The following is a 15,805-nucleotide window of genomic DNA, read 5'->3' as shown; positions in this document are numbered from 1 at the left end:
AATGTTAGAGATTTCTGAATTAAAAGCAAAAAAGCTTCCTGAATTGCAAGAAATTGCAAAAAACCTTAATGTACCGAAGTTTCGTACCTTAAAAAAATTAGATTTAGTATATCAAATACTAGACTACCAAGCCACAAACCCTAACAAGGTAAAGCAAGTGGTAGCCGAGGATGCTTCAGAAAAAACAGATTCTGAAAAACCCAAATCCAATGTTCGTCAAAGAAGACCTCGCGCCCGCAAACCAGACGGACCTACAAATCCTGCCAAAAAAGACAATAAAGTTTCTAAAGAACAAAAAAGTGAAGCGGCCAAACCACTTCCTTCAGAGGAAACTGTTTCTAAAGAGAAAGAAAACGGCGATAAAAAAAATAAACCTCACCAAAATAGAGACGACAAAAAGGACAATCGAAACAGAGGTAATGATAAGTCTCAACAAAATAAGCCTCGAAACAACAATCCTAACAACACTAATAAAAAGGAGAACGGAAATCGAGATAACAGGAACCGATATAAAGAACCAGATTTTGAATTTGATGCCATAATCGAAAGTGAAGGTGTATTAGACATTATGCAAGATGGATATGGTTTTTTAAGATCTAGTGATTATAACTATCTCTCTTCTCCAGACGATATCTATGTATCACAATCGCAGATAAGACTTTTTGGACTTAAAACAGGTGATACTGTATTAGGGCAAGTAAGACCTCCTAAAGAAGGTGAAAAATATTTCCCTCTCATTAAGGTAAATAAAATCAACGGTCTAGATCCACAAGTAGTTCGTGATAGAGTTTCTTTCGAACATTTGACACCTTTGTTTCCGCAAGAAAAATTTAATATCGCAGAAAGACAAAGTACAATTTCTACCAGAATAATGGATTTATTTGCTCCTATCGGAAAAGGACAACGTGGTATGATAGTATCACAACCTAAGACGGGTAAGACAATGCTACTTAAAGACGTTGCCAATGCTATTGCAGCAAATCATCCCGAAGTATACCAAATGATCCTTCTTATAGACGAAAGACCTGAAGAAGTTACAGATATGCAACGTAATGTAAAAGGAGAAGTAATTGCTTCTACTTTTGATAAAGAAGCTAACGAGCATGTAAAAGTAGCTAACATCGTACTGGAAAAAGCAAAAAGATTAGTAGAGTGTGGTCATGATGTAGTTATTCTGTTAGATTCAATCACAAGACTAGCCAGAGCATACAACACTGTACAACCAGCCAGTGGAAAAATTTTAAGTGGTGGTGTCGATGCTAATGCATTACACAAACCAAAACGTTTCTTTGGTGCTGCACGTAATATAGAAAATGGAGGCTCATTAACTATTATCGCAACAGCGTTAACAGAAACAGGTTCTAAAATGGACGAAGTAATCTTTGAAGAATTTAAAGGAACTGGTAATATGGAACTACAATTAGATCGTAAAATATCTAATCGTAGAATTTTCCCTGCTATCGATCTTACATCTTCAAGTACTCGTCGAGATGATATCCTACTAGACGAAACAACGATTCAAAGAATGTGGGTAATGCGAAAGTATCTTGCAGACATGAATCCTGTAGAAGCAATGGAGTTTATTAATGAACGTTTTAAGCAAACAAGAAATAATGACGAGTTTCTTATTTCTATGAACGGATAACAATACATTTATAATAAATAACAAAGGCGGCTATCAATTAATATTGATAGCCGCCTTTGCTTTATCATTTTATTTTTATCACTTTTAATAAATGAAGTGAAAGTTTTCTAAGAAGAAATTGACCAAGTATTAAAACTTAATATATCATGAAAAATATACTATATATAATATGGAGCGTTGTTTTATTATTTTCTAGCTGTCAAAGTAATAGTCAATCAACAAATAATAAAAAAGAAGTCACGCAAAATGAAAATACCACACCGGTGAGAGTTAAACCTGTTGACGGTTTAGAAAGAGCTTATTTTGCCAGTGGATGCTTTTGGTGCGTCGAAGCTATTTACGAAAGCGTAAAAGGTGTTAAAGAATCTATCTCTGGTTACTCAGGAGGTCATACCAAAAACCCAACATACCAATCAAGCAATACCGGGCGAACAGGACATGCAGAAGCTGTAGAGATCATCTATGATCCAAAAATTGTTTCTTTCTCAACTTTGGTAGATGTGTATTTCGGATCACAAAACCCAACACAGGTTAATGGACAAGGCCCAGATCATGGCTCGCAATACAGATCAATTATCTTTTATCAAAACGAAGAGCAGAAAAAAATAATAAAAGACAAAAAAGAAGCATTAGCCAAAAAACTAAACCGAAGGATAGCTGCAGAAGTGTTACCTTTTCAAAAATTCTGGAAAGGAGAAGCTTATCACCAGGATTATGAAAAAAGAAACCCAGGCAATCCTTATATACGTAATATATCTGTCCCCAGGTTAAAAAGATTTCAAGCAAAATTCCCAAACCTTATTAAAGAAAAACATTAAAGTTTGTTCACATATGAATTTAAGCGTAGAGATTGGTATTCTAAGTAAAGCGCAAAACCTCTTGTTAAACCTATGTTAAAACCAAAAGAAGCCTTGTGCTTATCAAATTAAATATTTTCTACATTTACATACATCTATAACACATGACTTACAAAACCGACAATGCCATCTAAAAATCGTAATTAAATCGGTTGTATTGTCAAAAAAAATCGTTGAAAAACACAAAATGATGAAAATAAATTGTTATTTTTATTGAAATAAAATGAAAACAAGTTGTGTTTTTCATATTAAAACATTACTTTTGAGTCTGATTTAATGGTTTTCTTTTCAGTATTTTAATCGAAAGTATTGAAGTTTTGCTAGAGCAAAAACACATTAACTTATTGAAAAACAAACCATTACAGATTAAATTGTTCTTTAAAAAATTGTAATTCTTTTAATGTTTATTAGATTGTATTAAAAGAAGAAATTAGAGCTAAAATATTTTTGGCACCTTTTTTGAAGATCGATTTTTGACGGTAAATTATGTTTTTTTATAAATTTTTAATTAAGGAAATAGTAATATTAAATTTGAATTATAACCCAATCTACTTAAAACAAGCGATATGAAGTCTATTTTTACATTTATTCTGCTTTTGGTGATTACTTTCTCGTCTGCTCATGCTCAGGATGGGCAATACTTAATGTCTTCTGGGAAACTAGAAGTTCGAAGTGGTCCAGGTCTACAATTTAATACAATCGCTGAGGTTCCTCAAGGAACTCAGGTGTATGTAATGAGCTCTAATTACGGAGAATGGAGTGCAATACAGTTCAAGAAAATGAACGGATTTGTACTTAGTAAACTCTTAACCGAGGATAGCCGAATTGCAGATGCAGAAAGAGCTGCTCAAGAAGCAGCAGCAAAAAGAGAAGCAGCTAAACAAGCTGCAGCACGAGCAATTGCACAGGCAGAAGCAGCCAAAAAAGCTGCAGAAGAAGCAGCAAGAAAAGCAATTGCTGATGCAGAACGTCTAAAAAGAGAAGCAGAAGCAGCAGCTGCAAAAGCTATTGCCGATGCAGAAGCAGCAAAACGATCAAAAGATGTTGCTGCGCAACGAGCTCTTGCAGACACAGAAGAAACAAGAAAAGCGGTAGAAGAAGCTAACAGAAGAGCTGCAAGAGGTTCGAATGTAGCCTCTAATCCTATCGAATCTACAACACCATCTTATGGTTCTAGCTCAAACACGAGTTCTCCTAAAGCTGCTTCGATAGAAGTGTCTAGAGAAGATAAATACTCTAGCTGGGAGAAAAAGACATATAAGTCTGGTGCAACTCCAAAATCATTTAACTTTAAAGGTAAGTTTGACTATAAATTAGATAATTACCTAAAAATTAAAGTAGGAAAAAACACAGAAGTTGTTGTTAAGATGTACAAAATGGGTAAAACTAAAGCTGATGATCAATTAGTACGTGTAACGTATATCAACTCTAATGCTACCCAGTTTATCAGAAATATCCCTGAGGGTGAATACCGTTTAAAAATTGCATACGGTAGAGACTGGAGAGAAACTACTAAGAATGGTAAAAAATTCGGAACTTTTACTAAGAATGCATTATATGAAGAAGGTAATCAAACCTTAGATTTTAACACCGTAAAAACATCTAAAGGTATCAATGTTCCTTCATATAACTTAGCATTAGATCTTCTTCCAAACGGAAGTGGTTATGGTACTGGTTCTCCTGAAGAAAACATTTCTGCAGATGAATTCAACAAAAACTAAGAATACTATTACATACATTGTATAATCACCAAAATATAAATGTAACATATAATAAACGCCAGAGCTTTATGAGTTCTGGCGTTTATATTTATATATAAATATAAATACGATAAGAATTTTTTCAGAAGGAAATTCTTACATAACTAAAAAGCCAGCACATACGATCGTATGTGCTGGCTTTTTGGTTATTAATTATCGTACAGGATATCTATTTTTTTGATCAAAAAACAAATCAAAATTATTTATTATTCTGATGTCTTTCTCTTGCTAATAATGTGTTTTTAAGCAACATTGCTATTGTCATTGGTCCTACTCCCCCAGGAACAGGAGTAATAAAAGATGCTTTTTTACTTACATTTTCAAAATCTACATCCCCGACAATCCTATATCCTTTTGGGTTAGATTCATCAGAAACTCTTGTAATTCCAACATCAATAACAACTGCATTCTCCTTCACCATCTCGGCTTTTAAAAAATTAGGAACTCCCAAAGCAGAAATAACAATATCTGCCTGAGCAATGATTTGTTCAATATTTTGAGTGTGGCTATGGGTTAATGTCACGGTAGAATTACCAGGAGAACCTTTTCTTCCCATTAAAATACTAATGGGCCTACCTACAATGTGACTTCTACCAATCACTACAGTATGCTTTCCTTTGGTCTCTACATTGTACCGCTCTAACAATTCTAAAATACCAAACGGAGTAGCAGAAATAAAAGCTGGCATCTCTAGTGCCATTCTTCCAAAATTCATAGGATGAAAACCATCCACATCCTTATCAGGGTGTACAGCTAGAAGTATTTTTTGTTCATCAATTTGGGGAGGTAATGGCAATTGTACTATAAAACCATCGATATTATCATCTTCATTAAGTTCTTTTATCTTAGCTAATAGCTCTATTTCACTGGTTGTATCAGGCATTTTGACCAAAGTAGACTCAAAACCTATTCGTTCGCAGGCTCTAACTTTACTACCCACATAGGTTAAACTAGCACCATCATTACCCACCAAAACTGCTGCAAGATGTGGTACTTTTTCACCACGTTCTTTCATTTTTTGAACTTCAACAGCTATTTCATCTTTAATATCGTTGCTTACTTTTTTTCCATCTAATATTTCCATGTGCCTAAATTACCTGTTATTTCCCAAAAAATTATAATTATTTCATTTTACCCATCATCTGCATCATTCGCTTTCCACCGCCACCTTGCATCATCTTCATCATCTTACTCATCTGATCAAATTGCTTTAACAATTGATTTACTTGTTGTATCGATGTTCCCGAACCTTTACCAATACGTTTCTTTCTACTAGAATTTATAATTTGTGGTTTTGATCGTTCTTCTGGAGTCATAGAATGTATAATCGCTTCAATATGCCTAAACGCATCATCATCGATATCCATATTTTTCATCATTTTCCCCGCTCCTGGGATCATTCCGATCAAATCCTTCATATTACCCATTTTCTTAATCTGTTGAATTTGTTTTAAGAAATCATCAAATCCAAACTGATTTTTGGCAATTTTCTTTTGTAGTTTTCTTGCTTCTTCTTCATCAAACTGTTCTTGAGCACGCTCTACCAGGGATACCACATCTCCCATCCCCAAAATACGATCTGCCATACGAGAAGGATAGAACACATCGATAGCTTCCATTTTCTCCCCGGTACCAATAAATTTGATAGGTTTATCGACAACAGACTTTATAGATATTGCTGCTCCACCTCGGGTATCACCATCAAGCTTGGTTAGGATTACCCCATCAAAGTTAAGGACATCATTAAAAGCTTTTGCAGTATTAACTGCATCCTGCCCTGTCATAGAATCGACAACAAATAAGGTCTCATCAGGAGTAATCGCTTTATGGATATTTGCGATCTCTGTCATCATCACTTCGTCTACAGCCAAACGTCCTGCGGTATCAATAATAACTACATTAAACCCATTTGCTTTTGCATGTGCTACACCAGCTTTGGCAATAGCCACCGGATCATTATTACCTCTATCACTAAAAACCTCTACATTAATTTGCTCTCCAACTACGTGTAATTGATCTATCGCCGCAGGTCTATATACATCACAAGCAACAAGAAGTGGTTTTTTAGTTTTTTTAGTAGCAAGAAAATTAGCAAGTTTTCCCGAAAAAGTAGTTTTACCAGAACCTTGTAATCCCGACATCAAAATAACAGACGGTTTACCCGACAAATCAACCTCTACAGCATCACCTCCCATCAATTCTGTTAATTCATCCTTGACAAGTTTTACCATCAACTGCCCTGGTTTAAGGCTTTTTAAAACATTTTGACCTAATGCTTTTTCTTTTACTGTTGAAGTAAATTCTTTAGCAATTTTATAATTTACATCGGCATCAACTAATGCTCTTCGCACCTCCTTAAGTGTCTCTGCAACATTTACTTCTGTTATCTGCCCATGACCTTTTAGAATATGTAAAGCTTTATCTAGCTTATCACTTAAATTATCAAACATATATTTTCTCGTATTTTGAAAACCACTACCTTCATCGATAGATCGGTGCAAATTTAAGGATTTGAAGTGTATAAATAAAGGATGGAATTATAGAATTACAGAATCACAATCAAACAATATAGTATCACATGTAGTTTTGTTTCACCAAAAACAAGATCAGTATACCATTTTACACATTATTTTACTTTAAAAAACTAAAAATCATCTACATATCTGGTAAGACCACTATATATTTTTAAAACTACTTAAATCATGAATCTATTTTCTAAAATTCAATTAAAACAAAAATATGTGCCATCGATTACACGTTCTAAAAAATAGAACGAGAATTTACATATAATCTGGTTTTAGATATTAGTTTTTAGAGATGTTTTACGCCGCTATAACTTATTACTTCCTCTCCCCCAACAACTTTTGAAGCATTTTTAATAATTTCGAAGCCATTTTTCTCAAAAAACGAACGGGTTAGCATATTAACCTGGGTAGTTAATGTTTTTATATTTGTTTTTTTTGCTATCTCTTCGATTGTACGATATAATTCACTAGCAATGCCTCTCCCATGATAATTCATATGAACAAATATATACTCAATATTTCCTTTTGTGTCCATAGAAAAGGAGCCTACAATTTCGCCATTTAGCTTAGCATTATAAACAAAGTCTTTACTAAATTTATTTTGCCAGTATGCTTTGTTTATAGCCAATCGAGAATAAATTTTAATTTCTGATTTTGTAAATACCATTGAGCCATACGTAATAACCGTTTGATAAAACAAATGTTGCATCAACGGTAAATCCTGGTCGGTTGCTCTTGATATTTGGCACTTCATCTTACTAAAATAAAAAAACAGATGATTTAATATAGTATTTACTATTGATTTTTATCTCATACTTTAGACAAAAGGAATAAAAAATCGATATTCTTCTCCTTTTAAAGCAAAAAAATATCGATCCTAAAGGTTTTACCCTATGCCTAAAATCACATTCTTTCGGGAACGTTAATCCCTAAAAGTTTAAATCCAGATTTAATAGTTTTACCTACAAGGCTAGAAATTTGAACTCTAAATATTTTTTCCTGATCTGTATCTGCTCCGAATATAGATACATTTTGAAAAAACGAATTATAGCTCTTTACCAGGTCATACGTATAATTACTAATTATAGCTGGACTAAGCTCATTCGCTGCGTTCTGAATAATTTCTGGATAAAGTTCTAATTGTTTAATAAGTTCTTTCTCCTTTTCATGTAACACTATATCGACTATCGGGGTATCATAATCAAAATCTGCTTTTCGCAGAATTGCTTGAATACGCGCATAAGTATATTGTATAAACGGCCCTGTATTTCCTTGAAAATCTACCGATTCTTCTGGATTAAAAAGAATACGTTTTTTGGGATCTACTTTCAAAATAAAATACTTTAATGCTCCAAGGCCTATAGTACGGTAAATTTCTGCTTTTTCATCTTCTGTATAACCATCTAGCTTGCCCAGGTCTTTAGAAATTTCGCCTGCAGTTGATGCCATTTGAACAATTAAATCATCGGCATCTACTACCGTTCCTTCTCTACTTTTCATTTTACCGCTAGGTAAATCAACCATACCATAACTTAGATGATGCAAATATTGCGCCCAATCATACCCTAATTTTTTCAAAATTAAAAACAATACCTTAAAATGATAATCTTGCTCATTCCCTACGGTATATATCATTCCTCCTATATCAGGGTTATCTTTAACACGTTGTATTGCTGTTCCTATATCCTGGGTCATATATACTGCTGTACCATCGCTACGCAATACTATTTTTTCATCAAGACCTTCATCTGTTAGATCGCACCATACTGACCCGTCTTCTTTTTTGAAAAATACACCTGTAGCCAATCCTTCTTCGATATTATCCTTACCGAGAAGATATGTATTACTTTCATAATAGTAACTGTCAAAATCTACTCCCAAAGCCTTATAGGTCTGATCAAAACCATCATATACCCAACCATTCATCGTTTTCCAAAGTTTTACCACTTCTTCATCTCCTGCTTCCCATTTACGAAGCATTTCCTGGGCTTCTACTAAGATCGGAGCTTCTTTTTTTGCGTCCTCTTCTGTTTTACCAGCAGCAATTAACTCTGCAATTTGATCTTTATAGACTTGATCAAATTTCACATAATAGTTTCCAACTAATTTATCTCCTTTTAACCCAGTAGATTCTGGTGTTTTTCCATCTCCATATTTCTGCCAGGCTAACATAGATTTACAAATATGTATCCCTCTATCATTAATAATTTGAGTTTTATATACTCTTTTACCGCTAGCTTTGATAATTTCTGCTACGGCATATCCTAAAAGATTATTTCTAATATGTCCTAAATGCAGAGGCTTATTTGTATTAGGTGAGGAATACTCTACCATAATCGCCTTATCTTTTTCTGAAGGAGCTACAAAACCATAATTTTCAATATTCTTGATTTCTGCAAAAAAATTAAGGTAATATGAATCCGAAATTACTAGGTTTAGAAATCCTTTAACCACATTATAGGCATCAATTTCTTTTACATGTTCTACTAAATATTTACCTATAGCTTCTCCTAATTGCACAGGGTTTCCTTTAACCACACGAAGCATCGGAAACACTACAACAGTAACATCTCCTTCAAACTCTTTTCGAGTAGCTTGTAATTCTACAGATTCCAGATCAGCACTATACAACTGTTGTATTGCCTCTTTTACTTTTTCTGAAATGGTTTGTTGTAAACTCATCTTCTTAAAAAATTAGGCTGCAAAGATAATAGAAATTACACAGCGACACTACGTGTTTTCACATCATTTCATTATATTGTACATAAAAAAATACTAGTTAATAACTCGCACAAAAATCCCCTGAGTTAAATTAGAAAACAAATTGCAAAATCGTTTTTCCTTTTGTATCAACGTAAGTAGACTGATTATTTATGATATCAACTATAGCTACTTATTGCTTTGTATTTGGGATTTCGATCTACAAAATTGCATAGCTAAATCAATTTTACTAGGATAAAACGCTAAGTTTTATCGATAAATTGCATTTTTTTTCGTATTTTTTCTATATTTATTAAAACAACTATATGAGGCAACTTTTACTAATTATTTTTCTATCAACATTATTTTCATCCTGCAATTCTAATTCTGTAAAAGATGTTGAATTACACAATTTGGTAGTTTTATTAATTGGTGAATTTTCTAATAAAGAACAAGCTGAAAATGATTCTAGTTTTGCTCATCTTAACTTAATTAATATTAGAATTTGGAAAGATAAACCTGGGTATTGGGTATATTCTGAAGTATCAGACGCAAAAGGAGATCATCATGTATATAATCAGACGATATTAAACTATGAGCGATTAGACTCTTCGACTATCAAAAGCACAAGTTATAAAATCATTAGTATAAATGATCATAGTACTGATCTAAACATTGCTGAATTCACTGGTAGACCTTCAACCAAACTCTTTGATAGATTAACTTTGGATAGCCTGGAAATAAAAACCGGATGTCAAGTATATTTTAAGAAAAAAACTTCGACTATATATTCTGGTAAAACAGGCAAAGGTTCTTGTAACAATAATATTGATTATATCGACTATATTATGAGCACTTATGTGGTTAGTAAAGATAAGATATCTATATGGACCAAAGGATATAATAACAGCGGGAAACAGGTATGGGGTAAAATCAAAGGGCCTTATAAATATAAAAGAACGGGTAATTAATAATTTATTTTGTAATTACTTAACAAAATCTGCTAATGTTTTATTTTCCAGAACTTTTAATGTACTATCTCTCACTTCAATCATAACACTATGTACCGCACATTTATCTTCGTCGGGGCAATCGTCACATTTTTCATAAAAATTAAGACTCACGCAAGGCACCATAGCAATAGGCCCTTCTAAAACTCTAATCACAGATGCCATTGTGATATTTTCTGGCTCTTTAATCAAATAATACCCTCCTCCTTTTCCTTTTTTAGATCCTAAAAAACCTGTTTTTCTTAGTGTTAACAGAATGCTCTCTAAAAACTTTTGAGAAATATTCTCATTAGATGCAATCTCTGAAATTAACACAGGATCATCACATCTCTTTTTTGCAATATAAGTAAGTGCCTTTAAGCCATATTTAGTTTTTTTCGAAAGCATACTTTAACTGATTTCTTGTAATTTATAGTTACTAGTTAAGTTTGAAGTTTTAACAACAGCTTATAGAACTACAAACTTTTCGGAAGAAAAACTTCTGCCATCATACAACGTGCACTCCCTCCTCCTAATGTTTCGATTGTATTAAGATCACTATGAAGAATTGCACAATGCTTTTCTATCCTGGTAATTTGATCTTTAGTTAGACTCTTAAACGCTGCAGATGACATGACAATATAACGCTTATCTCCCAAACCAACAACTTGAAGCATATTACCTGCAAAGTTGTTTACTTGATTTTCAGTAATTGCAATCACCTCTTTGCCATCATTTTTTAGATGATTAACAAGGTTTTTGCGTTCTTTTTTATCATCTATAGACTCCAGACATACAACTGCAAATGTTTCTCCTATCCCCATCATTACATTGGTATGATATATTGGTAATCGTTTTTTATTAACGGTTTGATACGCTGTAAAGATAACAGGTGTATATTCAAAATCTTCGCAAAATTCTATAAGCAAATCTTCATCTGCTCGAGGAGATAATGCGCAATATGCTTTTCTATTTACCCTATCTAACACCAGGCTCCCCGTGCCTTCGAGAAATAATTCTTCATCTTCGGCACCGGTATAATCTATAATGTTATTTATCTCAAAGCCGGATGCTTCTATTTGGTCCAAAATTTCGGGTCTACGTTCTTTTCTCCTATTTACTGCAAACATAGGATATAACCCTACATCTCCATTTTCATGAAATGACACCCAATTATTAGGAAAAATAGAGTCGGGAGTATCATTTTGAGGATCATCGTCAATTACAATTACGTTTACCCCGGCTTCTCTTAATACTTTTACAAATTGATTAAACTCTTGCTGCGCTTTACTATTAGCTGTTTCTATATCTACACCAGCAGTTTCCTGGTAGTAATTATTTACAGCCGTTTGCTCATTCATCCTAAATTGAACCGGACGAATCATTACTATTGTATTGGTTATTTGTTTTTCCAAATAAATTTAGCTTATCATTTTTTCTGTAATCGTTGCTGTTGTTGCTTTTAACACATCAAAAGCAGCTTCTGCCATTTTATTTCCTTTATCATCTAGTGTAGGGTTAACCTCTACTACTTCGAAACAAACAGTTTTCTTTGTTTTCACAAATGCTTGAATAATACGAATCGCTTCATCAATATCAAATCCTCTAGAAACAGGTGTTCCTGTTCCTTTAGAAATCAAATCACAATCCATGCTATCCACATCAAAGGATATATATATCATATCACAGGATTCTAATCTTTGAATTGCTTCTTCCAAGCATTGTTCAAAACCACGGTAGCGCATTTCTTCTACCATATAGTTTTTAATCCCATTTTCTGCAATTACTCCTTCTTCTGGTTCTTCTGTATCTCTCACACCAAAATATACGATATTTTGGTGCTCTATCTTTTGCCCTTCGATACCAATGTTTTTCATCTTGTCCCACAAATCAACTGTCTCTTCTGACACTTCATTGATCTTAAAACTCAAATTATCATCAGAAAGTGCTGCTGCCAAGGGCATTCCATGAATATTCCCAGAAGGTGATGTATATGGTGAGTGCACATCGGCATGAGCATCTATCCATACCACCCCTAATGTTTTGGTTGGATAAGCTGCCTTTATCCCACTAATTGTCCCCAAGGCTGATGAATGATCTCCTGATAATACAATTGGATATATATCTTCTTTTAGGTTTCTGGATACACTATTACTTAATCGGGTACAAACATTAAGCACACTCCCTATTCGTTTGGCAAATGAATTATTTACTTTATTGTATATCGTTTCATTTTCTGTTTCTACATTTTCATAGGGATACAGATTAAAATAATCATCATTTTTATTAATAGCTGCAATTTCTATTGCATCAATCCCCAGATCAGAACCTCTTGTTCCCGCACCAATATCTGATCTATTTTTAACTAATTTAATTTCTTTCATTACTTATACTACTGTTTTTAATTGTTTTCAGAAATGTATTACAATTAAAACATCTTTATCCAATCTATTTATTGAACTCGTTATGAATTCGTAACTAATTTAAATAATCTATCTCTCTTAAGAGCGGCATAAAGATAAAATAAAAAGCCTTACTACTGTAAGGCCTTTATATTTAAAAATATCTAAATTTTATCTATTTTCTAGTTCTACGAATGATCTACTATTTTCACCAATATATATTTGTCTTGGTCTTCCTATTGGTTCTTTACGAAGTCTCATTTCTTTCCATTGAGCGATCCATCCTGGCAATCTTCCTAAAGCAAACATCACGGTAAACATCTCTGTAGGTATACCTAAAGCTCTATAAATAATCCCCGAGTAAAAATCTACATTAGGGTATAATTTTCTTTGCACAAAGTATTCATCTTCAAGAGCTACTTTAGCTAATCCTTTAGCAATATCCAGAACCGGATCTTCAATTCCTAAATCTCCTAATACTTCTTCTGCAGATTTTTTGATAATCTTAGCTCTTGGATCAAAGTTTTTATATACTCTATGACCAAATCCCATTAAACGGAAAGGATCACTTTTATCTTTGGCTTTAGCAATATACTTAGCGGTATCTCCTCCATCTGCTTTAATTGCCTCAAGCATTTCTATAACTGCCTGATTTGCTCCTCCGTGAAGTGGACCCCATAATGCAGATATTCCTGCTGATAATGATGCAAACAATCCTGCATGAGAAGATCCTACAATTCTAACAGTAGAAGTAGAACAGTTTTGTTCATGATCTGCATGAAGTATCAATAATTTATCCAATGCATCATACACAAGTTTATTAGGCTCATAGCTCTTATTAGGCCTTGCAAACATCATCTTATGTAAATTCTCTACATATCCCAAAGAGTTATCTCCGTAATCCAGCGGAAGACTTTTTCTTTTTCTCATTGTCCAAGCTGCAAGTACAGGGAATTTTGCTAGTATCTTTACAATAGCATTATACATTTCTTCTTCTGAGTCAACATCTACCGATCCTGGATTAAAAGCAATTAATGCATTGGTTAAAGAAGACAGTACTCCCATTGGATGTGCGCTTTTAGGAAATCCATCAAGGATTTTCTTCATATCTTCATCAACATGAGATTCTTCTTTTATATCTCTATCGAATTTTTCCAGCTCTGATTTTGTTGGTAATTCTCCAAAAATTAATAAATAAGCGACTTCTAAAAAATCTGCCTTTTCTGCCAACTCTTCTATAGAATATCCTCGGTATCTTAAAATTCCTTTTTCTCCATCAAGAAATGTAATACCACTCTCACAACTTCCGGTATTTTTATACCCGGGATCGATGGTTGTAATTCCTCCGGTTACCCCTCTTAGTGTTTTAATATCAATTCCTAATTCGTTCTCTGTTCCTTCTATTATCGGAAACTCATATTTATTACCGTCGATTTCTAACGTTGCTATTTTTGACATTTGATTATTTTAGAATTTTGCTGTTATTGTAGGATCGCTAAATTACGAAATATAGTGTTAACATAGTATTAATCGTAAGATCATTTTTACCCTTACAACTCATTTTCAAAATTATATAAAAAACAAAGCGACTATCTAATTAGATAGTCGCTTTATACTCTATTTATAATTTCTTTTACTTTACCTTAAACGCATTTTCTTTTGGGAAATAAGCAATACTTCCCAACTCTTCTTCAATACGAAGTAATTGATTATATTTTGCCATTCTATCACTACGAGAGGCTGATCCTGTTTTGATTTGCCCTGTATTTAAAGCAACAGCCAGATCTGCAATAGTATTATCTTCTGTTTCACCAGAACGGTGCGACATAACAGAGGTATATCCTGCATTATGTGCCATATTTACAGCTGCAATAGTCTCGGTAAGAGTTCCTATTTGATTAACTTTAATTAGTATTGAATTGGCAATACCATTTTCAATTCCTTTTGAAAGTCGTTCTACATTAGTAACAAACAAATCATCACCAACCAATTGAACTTTATCTCCGACCTTATCTGTAAGATATTTCCATCCTTCCCAATCGTTCTCATCCATACCATCTTCTATAGAAATAATTGGATATTTTGAAGCTAGTTCTGCAAGATAATCTGCTTGTTCTTCACTTGTTCGTATTACTCCTTTATCGCCTTCAAATTTTGTATAGTCATATTTACCATCAACAAAAAATTCTGCTGCTGCACAATCTAGTGCAACCATTATTTCATCGCCAAATTTGTATCCTGCTTTCTCTACCGCAAGAGCAATTGAATCTAAAGCATCTTCTGTCCCATCTAATGCTGGAGCAAATCCTCCTTCATCACCAACAGCAGTACTCAGACCCCGATCATGTAATACTTTTTTAAGATTATGAAAGATCTCAGTTCCCATTTGCATGGCATGTGTAAAATTTTTGGCTTTTACCGGCATAACCATAAACTCCTGAAATGCTATTGGAGCATCACTATGCGAACCTCCATTAATAATATTCATCATCGGTACTGGTAGTGTATTAGCGCTTACTCCACCTACGTATCGATATAATGGCATATTAAGTTCGTTTGCTGCTGCTTTTGCTGCTGCTAACGAAACCCCTAATATCGCATTAGCTCCAAGTTTTGATTTGTTAGAAGTACCATCTAACTGGATCATAGTCTGATCTAATAAATTTTGATCAAACACAGAATATCCTAATAACTCTTCAGCAATTATTGTATTTACATTTTCGACAGCCTTAAGAACTCCTTTACCCATATAAGCTGCTCCACCATCTCGTAGTTCTACAGCTTCGTGTTCTCCAGTAGATGCTCCAGAAGGAACAGCAGCTCTTCCTAAAACACCGTTTTCGGTAATCACGTCTACTTCTACAGTTGGATTACCACGTGAATCTAAGATTTGTCTAGCGTGAATATTAATAATTACACTCATGTTT

13 protein-coding genes are annotated in these 15,805 nt (G+C 33.6%); 4 read left to right on the top strand and 9 right to left on the bottom strand.

The features are described 5' to 3' along the window. Position 1: 1 nt before the first annotated feature. From rho to ATO12_RS25035, 3 genes are all read left to right on the top strand, one after another. Positions 2-1,645 (top strand): transcription termination factor Rho, encoded by a 1,644-nt coding sequence (rho, locus tag ATO12_RS16720; RefSeq protein WP_034243901.1) that lies wholly within the window; start codon positions 2-4, stop codon positions 1,643-1,645. A 146-nt stretch (positions 1,646-1,791) separates the two neighbouring features. Further along, positions 1,792-2,463, top strand: coding sequence for a peptide-methionine (S)-S-oxide reductase MsrA (gene msrA / locus ATO12_RS16715; RefSeq protein WP_034243898.1), 672 nt, complete (start codon positions 1,792-1,794; stop codon positions 2,461-2,463). Between the two features lie 605 nt (positions 2,464-3,068). Then, on the top strand, positions 3,069-4,223 hold the full coding sequence (locus tag ATO12_RS25035) for an SH3 domain-containing protein (protein WP_051575900.1): 1,155 nt from the start codon (positions 3,069-3,071) through the stop codon (positions 4,221-4,223). Positions 4,224-4,461: 238 nt separating this feature from the next. Here the strand turns inward: ATO12_RS25035 and ATO12_RS16705 are convergent, their stop codons facing one another. From ATO12_RS16705 to argS, 4 genes are all read right to left on the bottom strand, one after another. Then, complete coding sequence (locus ATO12_RS16705) at positions 4,462-5,346, bottom strand: bifunctional 5,10-methylenetetrahydrofolate dehydrogenase/5,10-methenyltetrahydrofolate cyclohydrolase (protein WP_034243895.1); 885 nt, start codon at positions 5,344-5,346, stop codon at positions 4,462-4,464. A gap of 37 nt (positions 5,347-5,383) precedes the next feature. Next, positions 5,384-6,712 carry a signal recognition particle protein gene (ffh, locus tag ATO12_RS16700; protein WP_034244472.1) on the bottom strand — a complete coding sequence of 443 codons (1,329 nt, stop codon included), beginning with the start codon at positions 6,710-6,712 and terminating at the stop codon, positions 5,384-5,386. A 361-nt stretch (positions 6,713-7,073) separates the two neighbouring features. Further along, a complete protein-coding gene (locus tag ATO12_RS16695) occupies positions 7,074-7,541 on the bottom strand; it encodes a GNAT family N-acetyltransferase (protein WP_081802097.1) in 468 nt (155 codons plus the stop codon). A 149-nt stretch (positions 7,542-7,690) separates the two neighbouring features. Beyond that, positions 7,691-9,469: an arginine--tRNA ligase gene (gene argS / locus ATO12_RS16690; protein ID WP_034243891.1), complete on the bottom strand. Its 1,779-nt coding sequence runs from the start codon at positions 9,467-9,469 to the stop codon at positions 7,691-7,693. Positions 9,470-9,813: 344 nt separating this feature from the next. On the opposite strand from argS, the gene ATO12_RS16685 reads away from it, so the two are divergent. Beyond that, complete coding sequence (locus ATO12_RS16685; RefSeq protein WP_034243889.1) at positions 9,814-10,458, top strand: chromophore lyase CpcT/CpeT; 645 nt, start codon at positions 9,814-9,816, stop codon at positions 10,456-10,458. Positions 10,459-10,473: 15 nt separating this feature from the next. Here the strand turns inward: ATO12_RS16685 and ATO12_RS16680 are convergent, their stop codons facing one another. The 5 genes from ATO12_RS16680 to eno form a co-directional block, all read right to left on the bottom strand. Then, the gene (locus ATO12_RS16680) at positions 10,474-10,884 is read right to left on the bottom strand and encodes an RrF2 family transcriptional regulator (RefSeq protein ID WP_024770849.1); all 411 of its coding nucleotides are present in this window, start codon (positions 10,882-10,884) and stop codon (positions 10,474-10,476) included. 68 nt (positions 10,885-10,952) lie between these two features. Continuing rightward, entirely contained in the window at positions 10,953-11,861 is a 909-nt protein-coding gene (ctlX, locus tag ATO12_RS16675) for a citrulline utilization hydrolase CtlX (protein ID WP_034243886.1), read from the bottom strand. A 36-nt stretch (positions 11,862-11,897) separates the two neighbouring features. After that, positions 11,898-12,860: an arginase gene (locus ATO12_RS16670; RefSeq protein ID WP_034243884.1), complete on the bottom strand. Its 963-nt coding sequence runs from the start codon at positions 12,858-12,860 to the stop codon at positions 11,898-11,900. 189 nt (positions 12,861-13,049) lie between these two features. Beyond that, on the bottom strand, positions 13,050-14,336 hold the full coding sequence (locus ATO12_RS16665; protein WP_034243882.1) for a citrate synthase: 1,287 nt from the start codon (positions 14,334-14,336) through the stop codon (positions 13,050-13,052). Between the two features lie 175 nt (positions 14,337-14,511). Beyond that, positions 14,512-15,801 (bottom strand): phosphopyruvate hydratase, encoded by a 1,290-nt coding sequence (eno, locus tag ATO12_RS16660; RefSeq protein WP_034243880.1) that lies wholly within the window; start codon positions 15,799-15,801, stop codon positions 14,512-14,514. Positions 15,802-15,805 lie beyond the last annotated feature (4 nt).

Source organism: Aquimarina atlantica (assembly GCF_000626715.1).
In the GTDB taxonomy this organism is placed as follows: domain Bacteria; phylum Bacteroidota; class Bacteroidia; order Flavobacteriales; family Flavobacteriaceae; genus Aquimarina; species Aquimarina atlantica.
This window is presented reverse-complemented; position numbering and strand designations above follow the sequence as displayed.

Bases quoted from the DNA above. Each gene is read 5' to 3' on its own strand.
- rho (WP_034243901.1), top strand. From the start codon at position 2: ATGTTAGAGATTTCTGAATTAAAAGCAAAAAAGCTTCCTGAATTGCAA.
- msrA (WP_034243898.1), top strand. From the start codon at position 1,792: ATGAAAAATATACTATATATAATATGGAGCGTTGTTTTATTATTTTCT.
- ATO12_RS25035 (WP_051575900.1), top strand. From the start codon at position 3,069: ATGAAGTCTATTTTTACATTTATTCTGCTTTTGGTGATTACTTTCTCG.
- ATO12_RS16705 (WP_034243895.1), bottom strand. From the start codon at position 5,346: ATGGAAATATTAGATGGAAAAAAAGTAAGCAACGATATTAAAGATGAA.
- ffh (WP_034244472.1), bottom strand. From the start codon at position 6,712: ATGTTTGATAATTTAAGTGATAAGCTAGATAAAGCTTTACATATTCTA.
- ATO12_RS16695 (WP_081802097.1), bottom strand. From the start codon at position 7,541: ATGAAGTGCCAAATATCAAGAGCAACCGACCAGGATTTACCGTTGATG.
- argS (WP_034243891.1), bottom strand. From the start codon at position 9,469: ATGAGTTTACAACAAACCATTTCAGAAAAAGTAAAAGAGGCAATACAA.
- ATO12_RS16685 (WP_034243889.1), top strand. From the start codon at position 9,814: ATGAGGCAACTTTTACTAATTATTTTTCTATCAACATTATTTTCATCC.
- ATO12_RS16680 (WP_024770849.1), bottom strand. From the start codon at position 10,884: ATGCTTTCGAAAAAAACTAAATATGGCTTAAAGGCACTTACTTATATT.
- ctlX (WP_034243886.1), bottom strand. From the start codon at position 11,861: ATGATTCGTCCGGTTCAATTTAGGATGAATGAGCAAACGGCTGTAAAT.
- ATO12_RS16670 (WP_034243884.1), bottom strand. From the start codon at position 12,860: ATGAAAGAAATTAAATTAGTTAAAAATAGATCAGATATTGGTGCGGGA.
- ATO12_RS16665 (WP_034243882.1), bottom strand. From the start codon at position 14,336: ATGTCAAAAATAGCAACGTTAGAAATCGACGGTAATAAATATGAGTTT.
- eno (WP_034243880.1), bottom strand. From the start codon at position 15,801: ATGAGTGTAATTATTAATATTCACGCTAGACAAATCTTAGATTCACGT.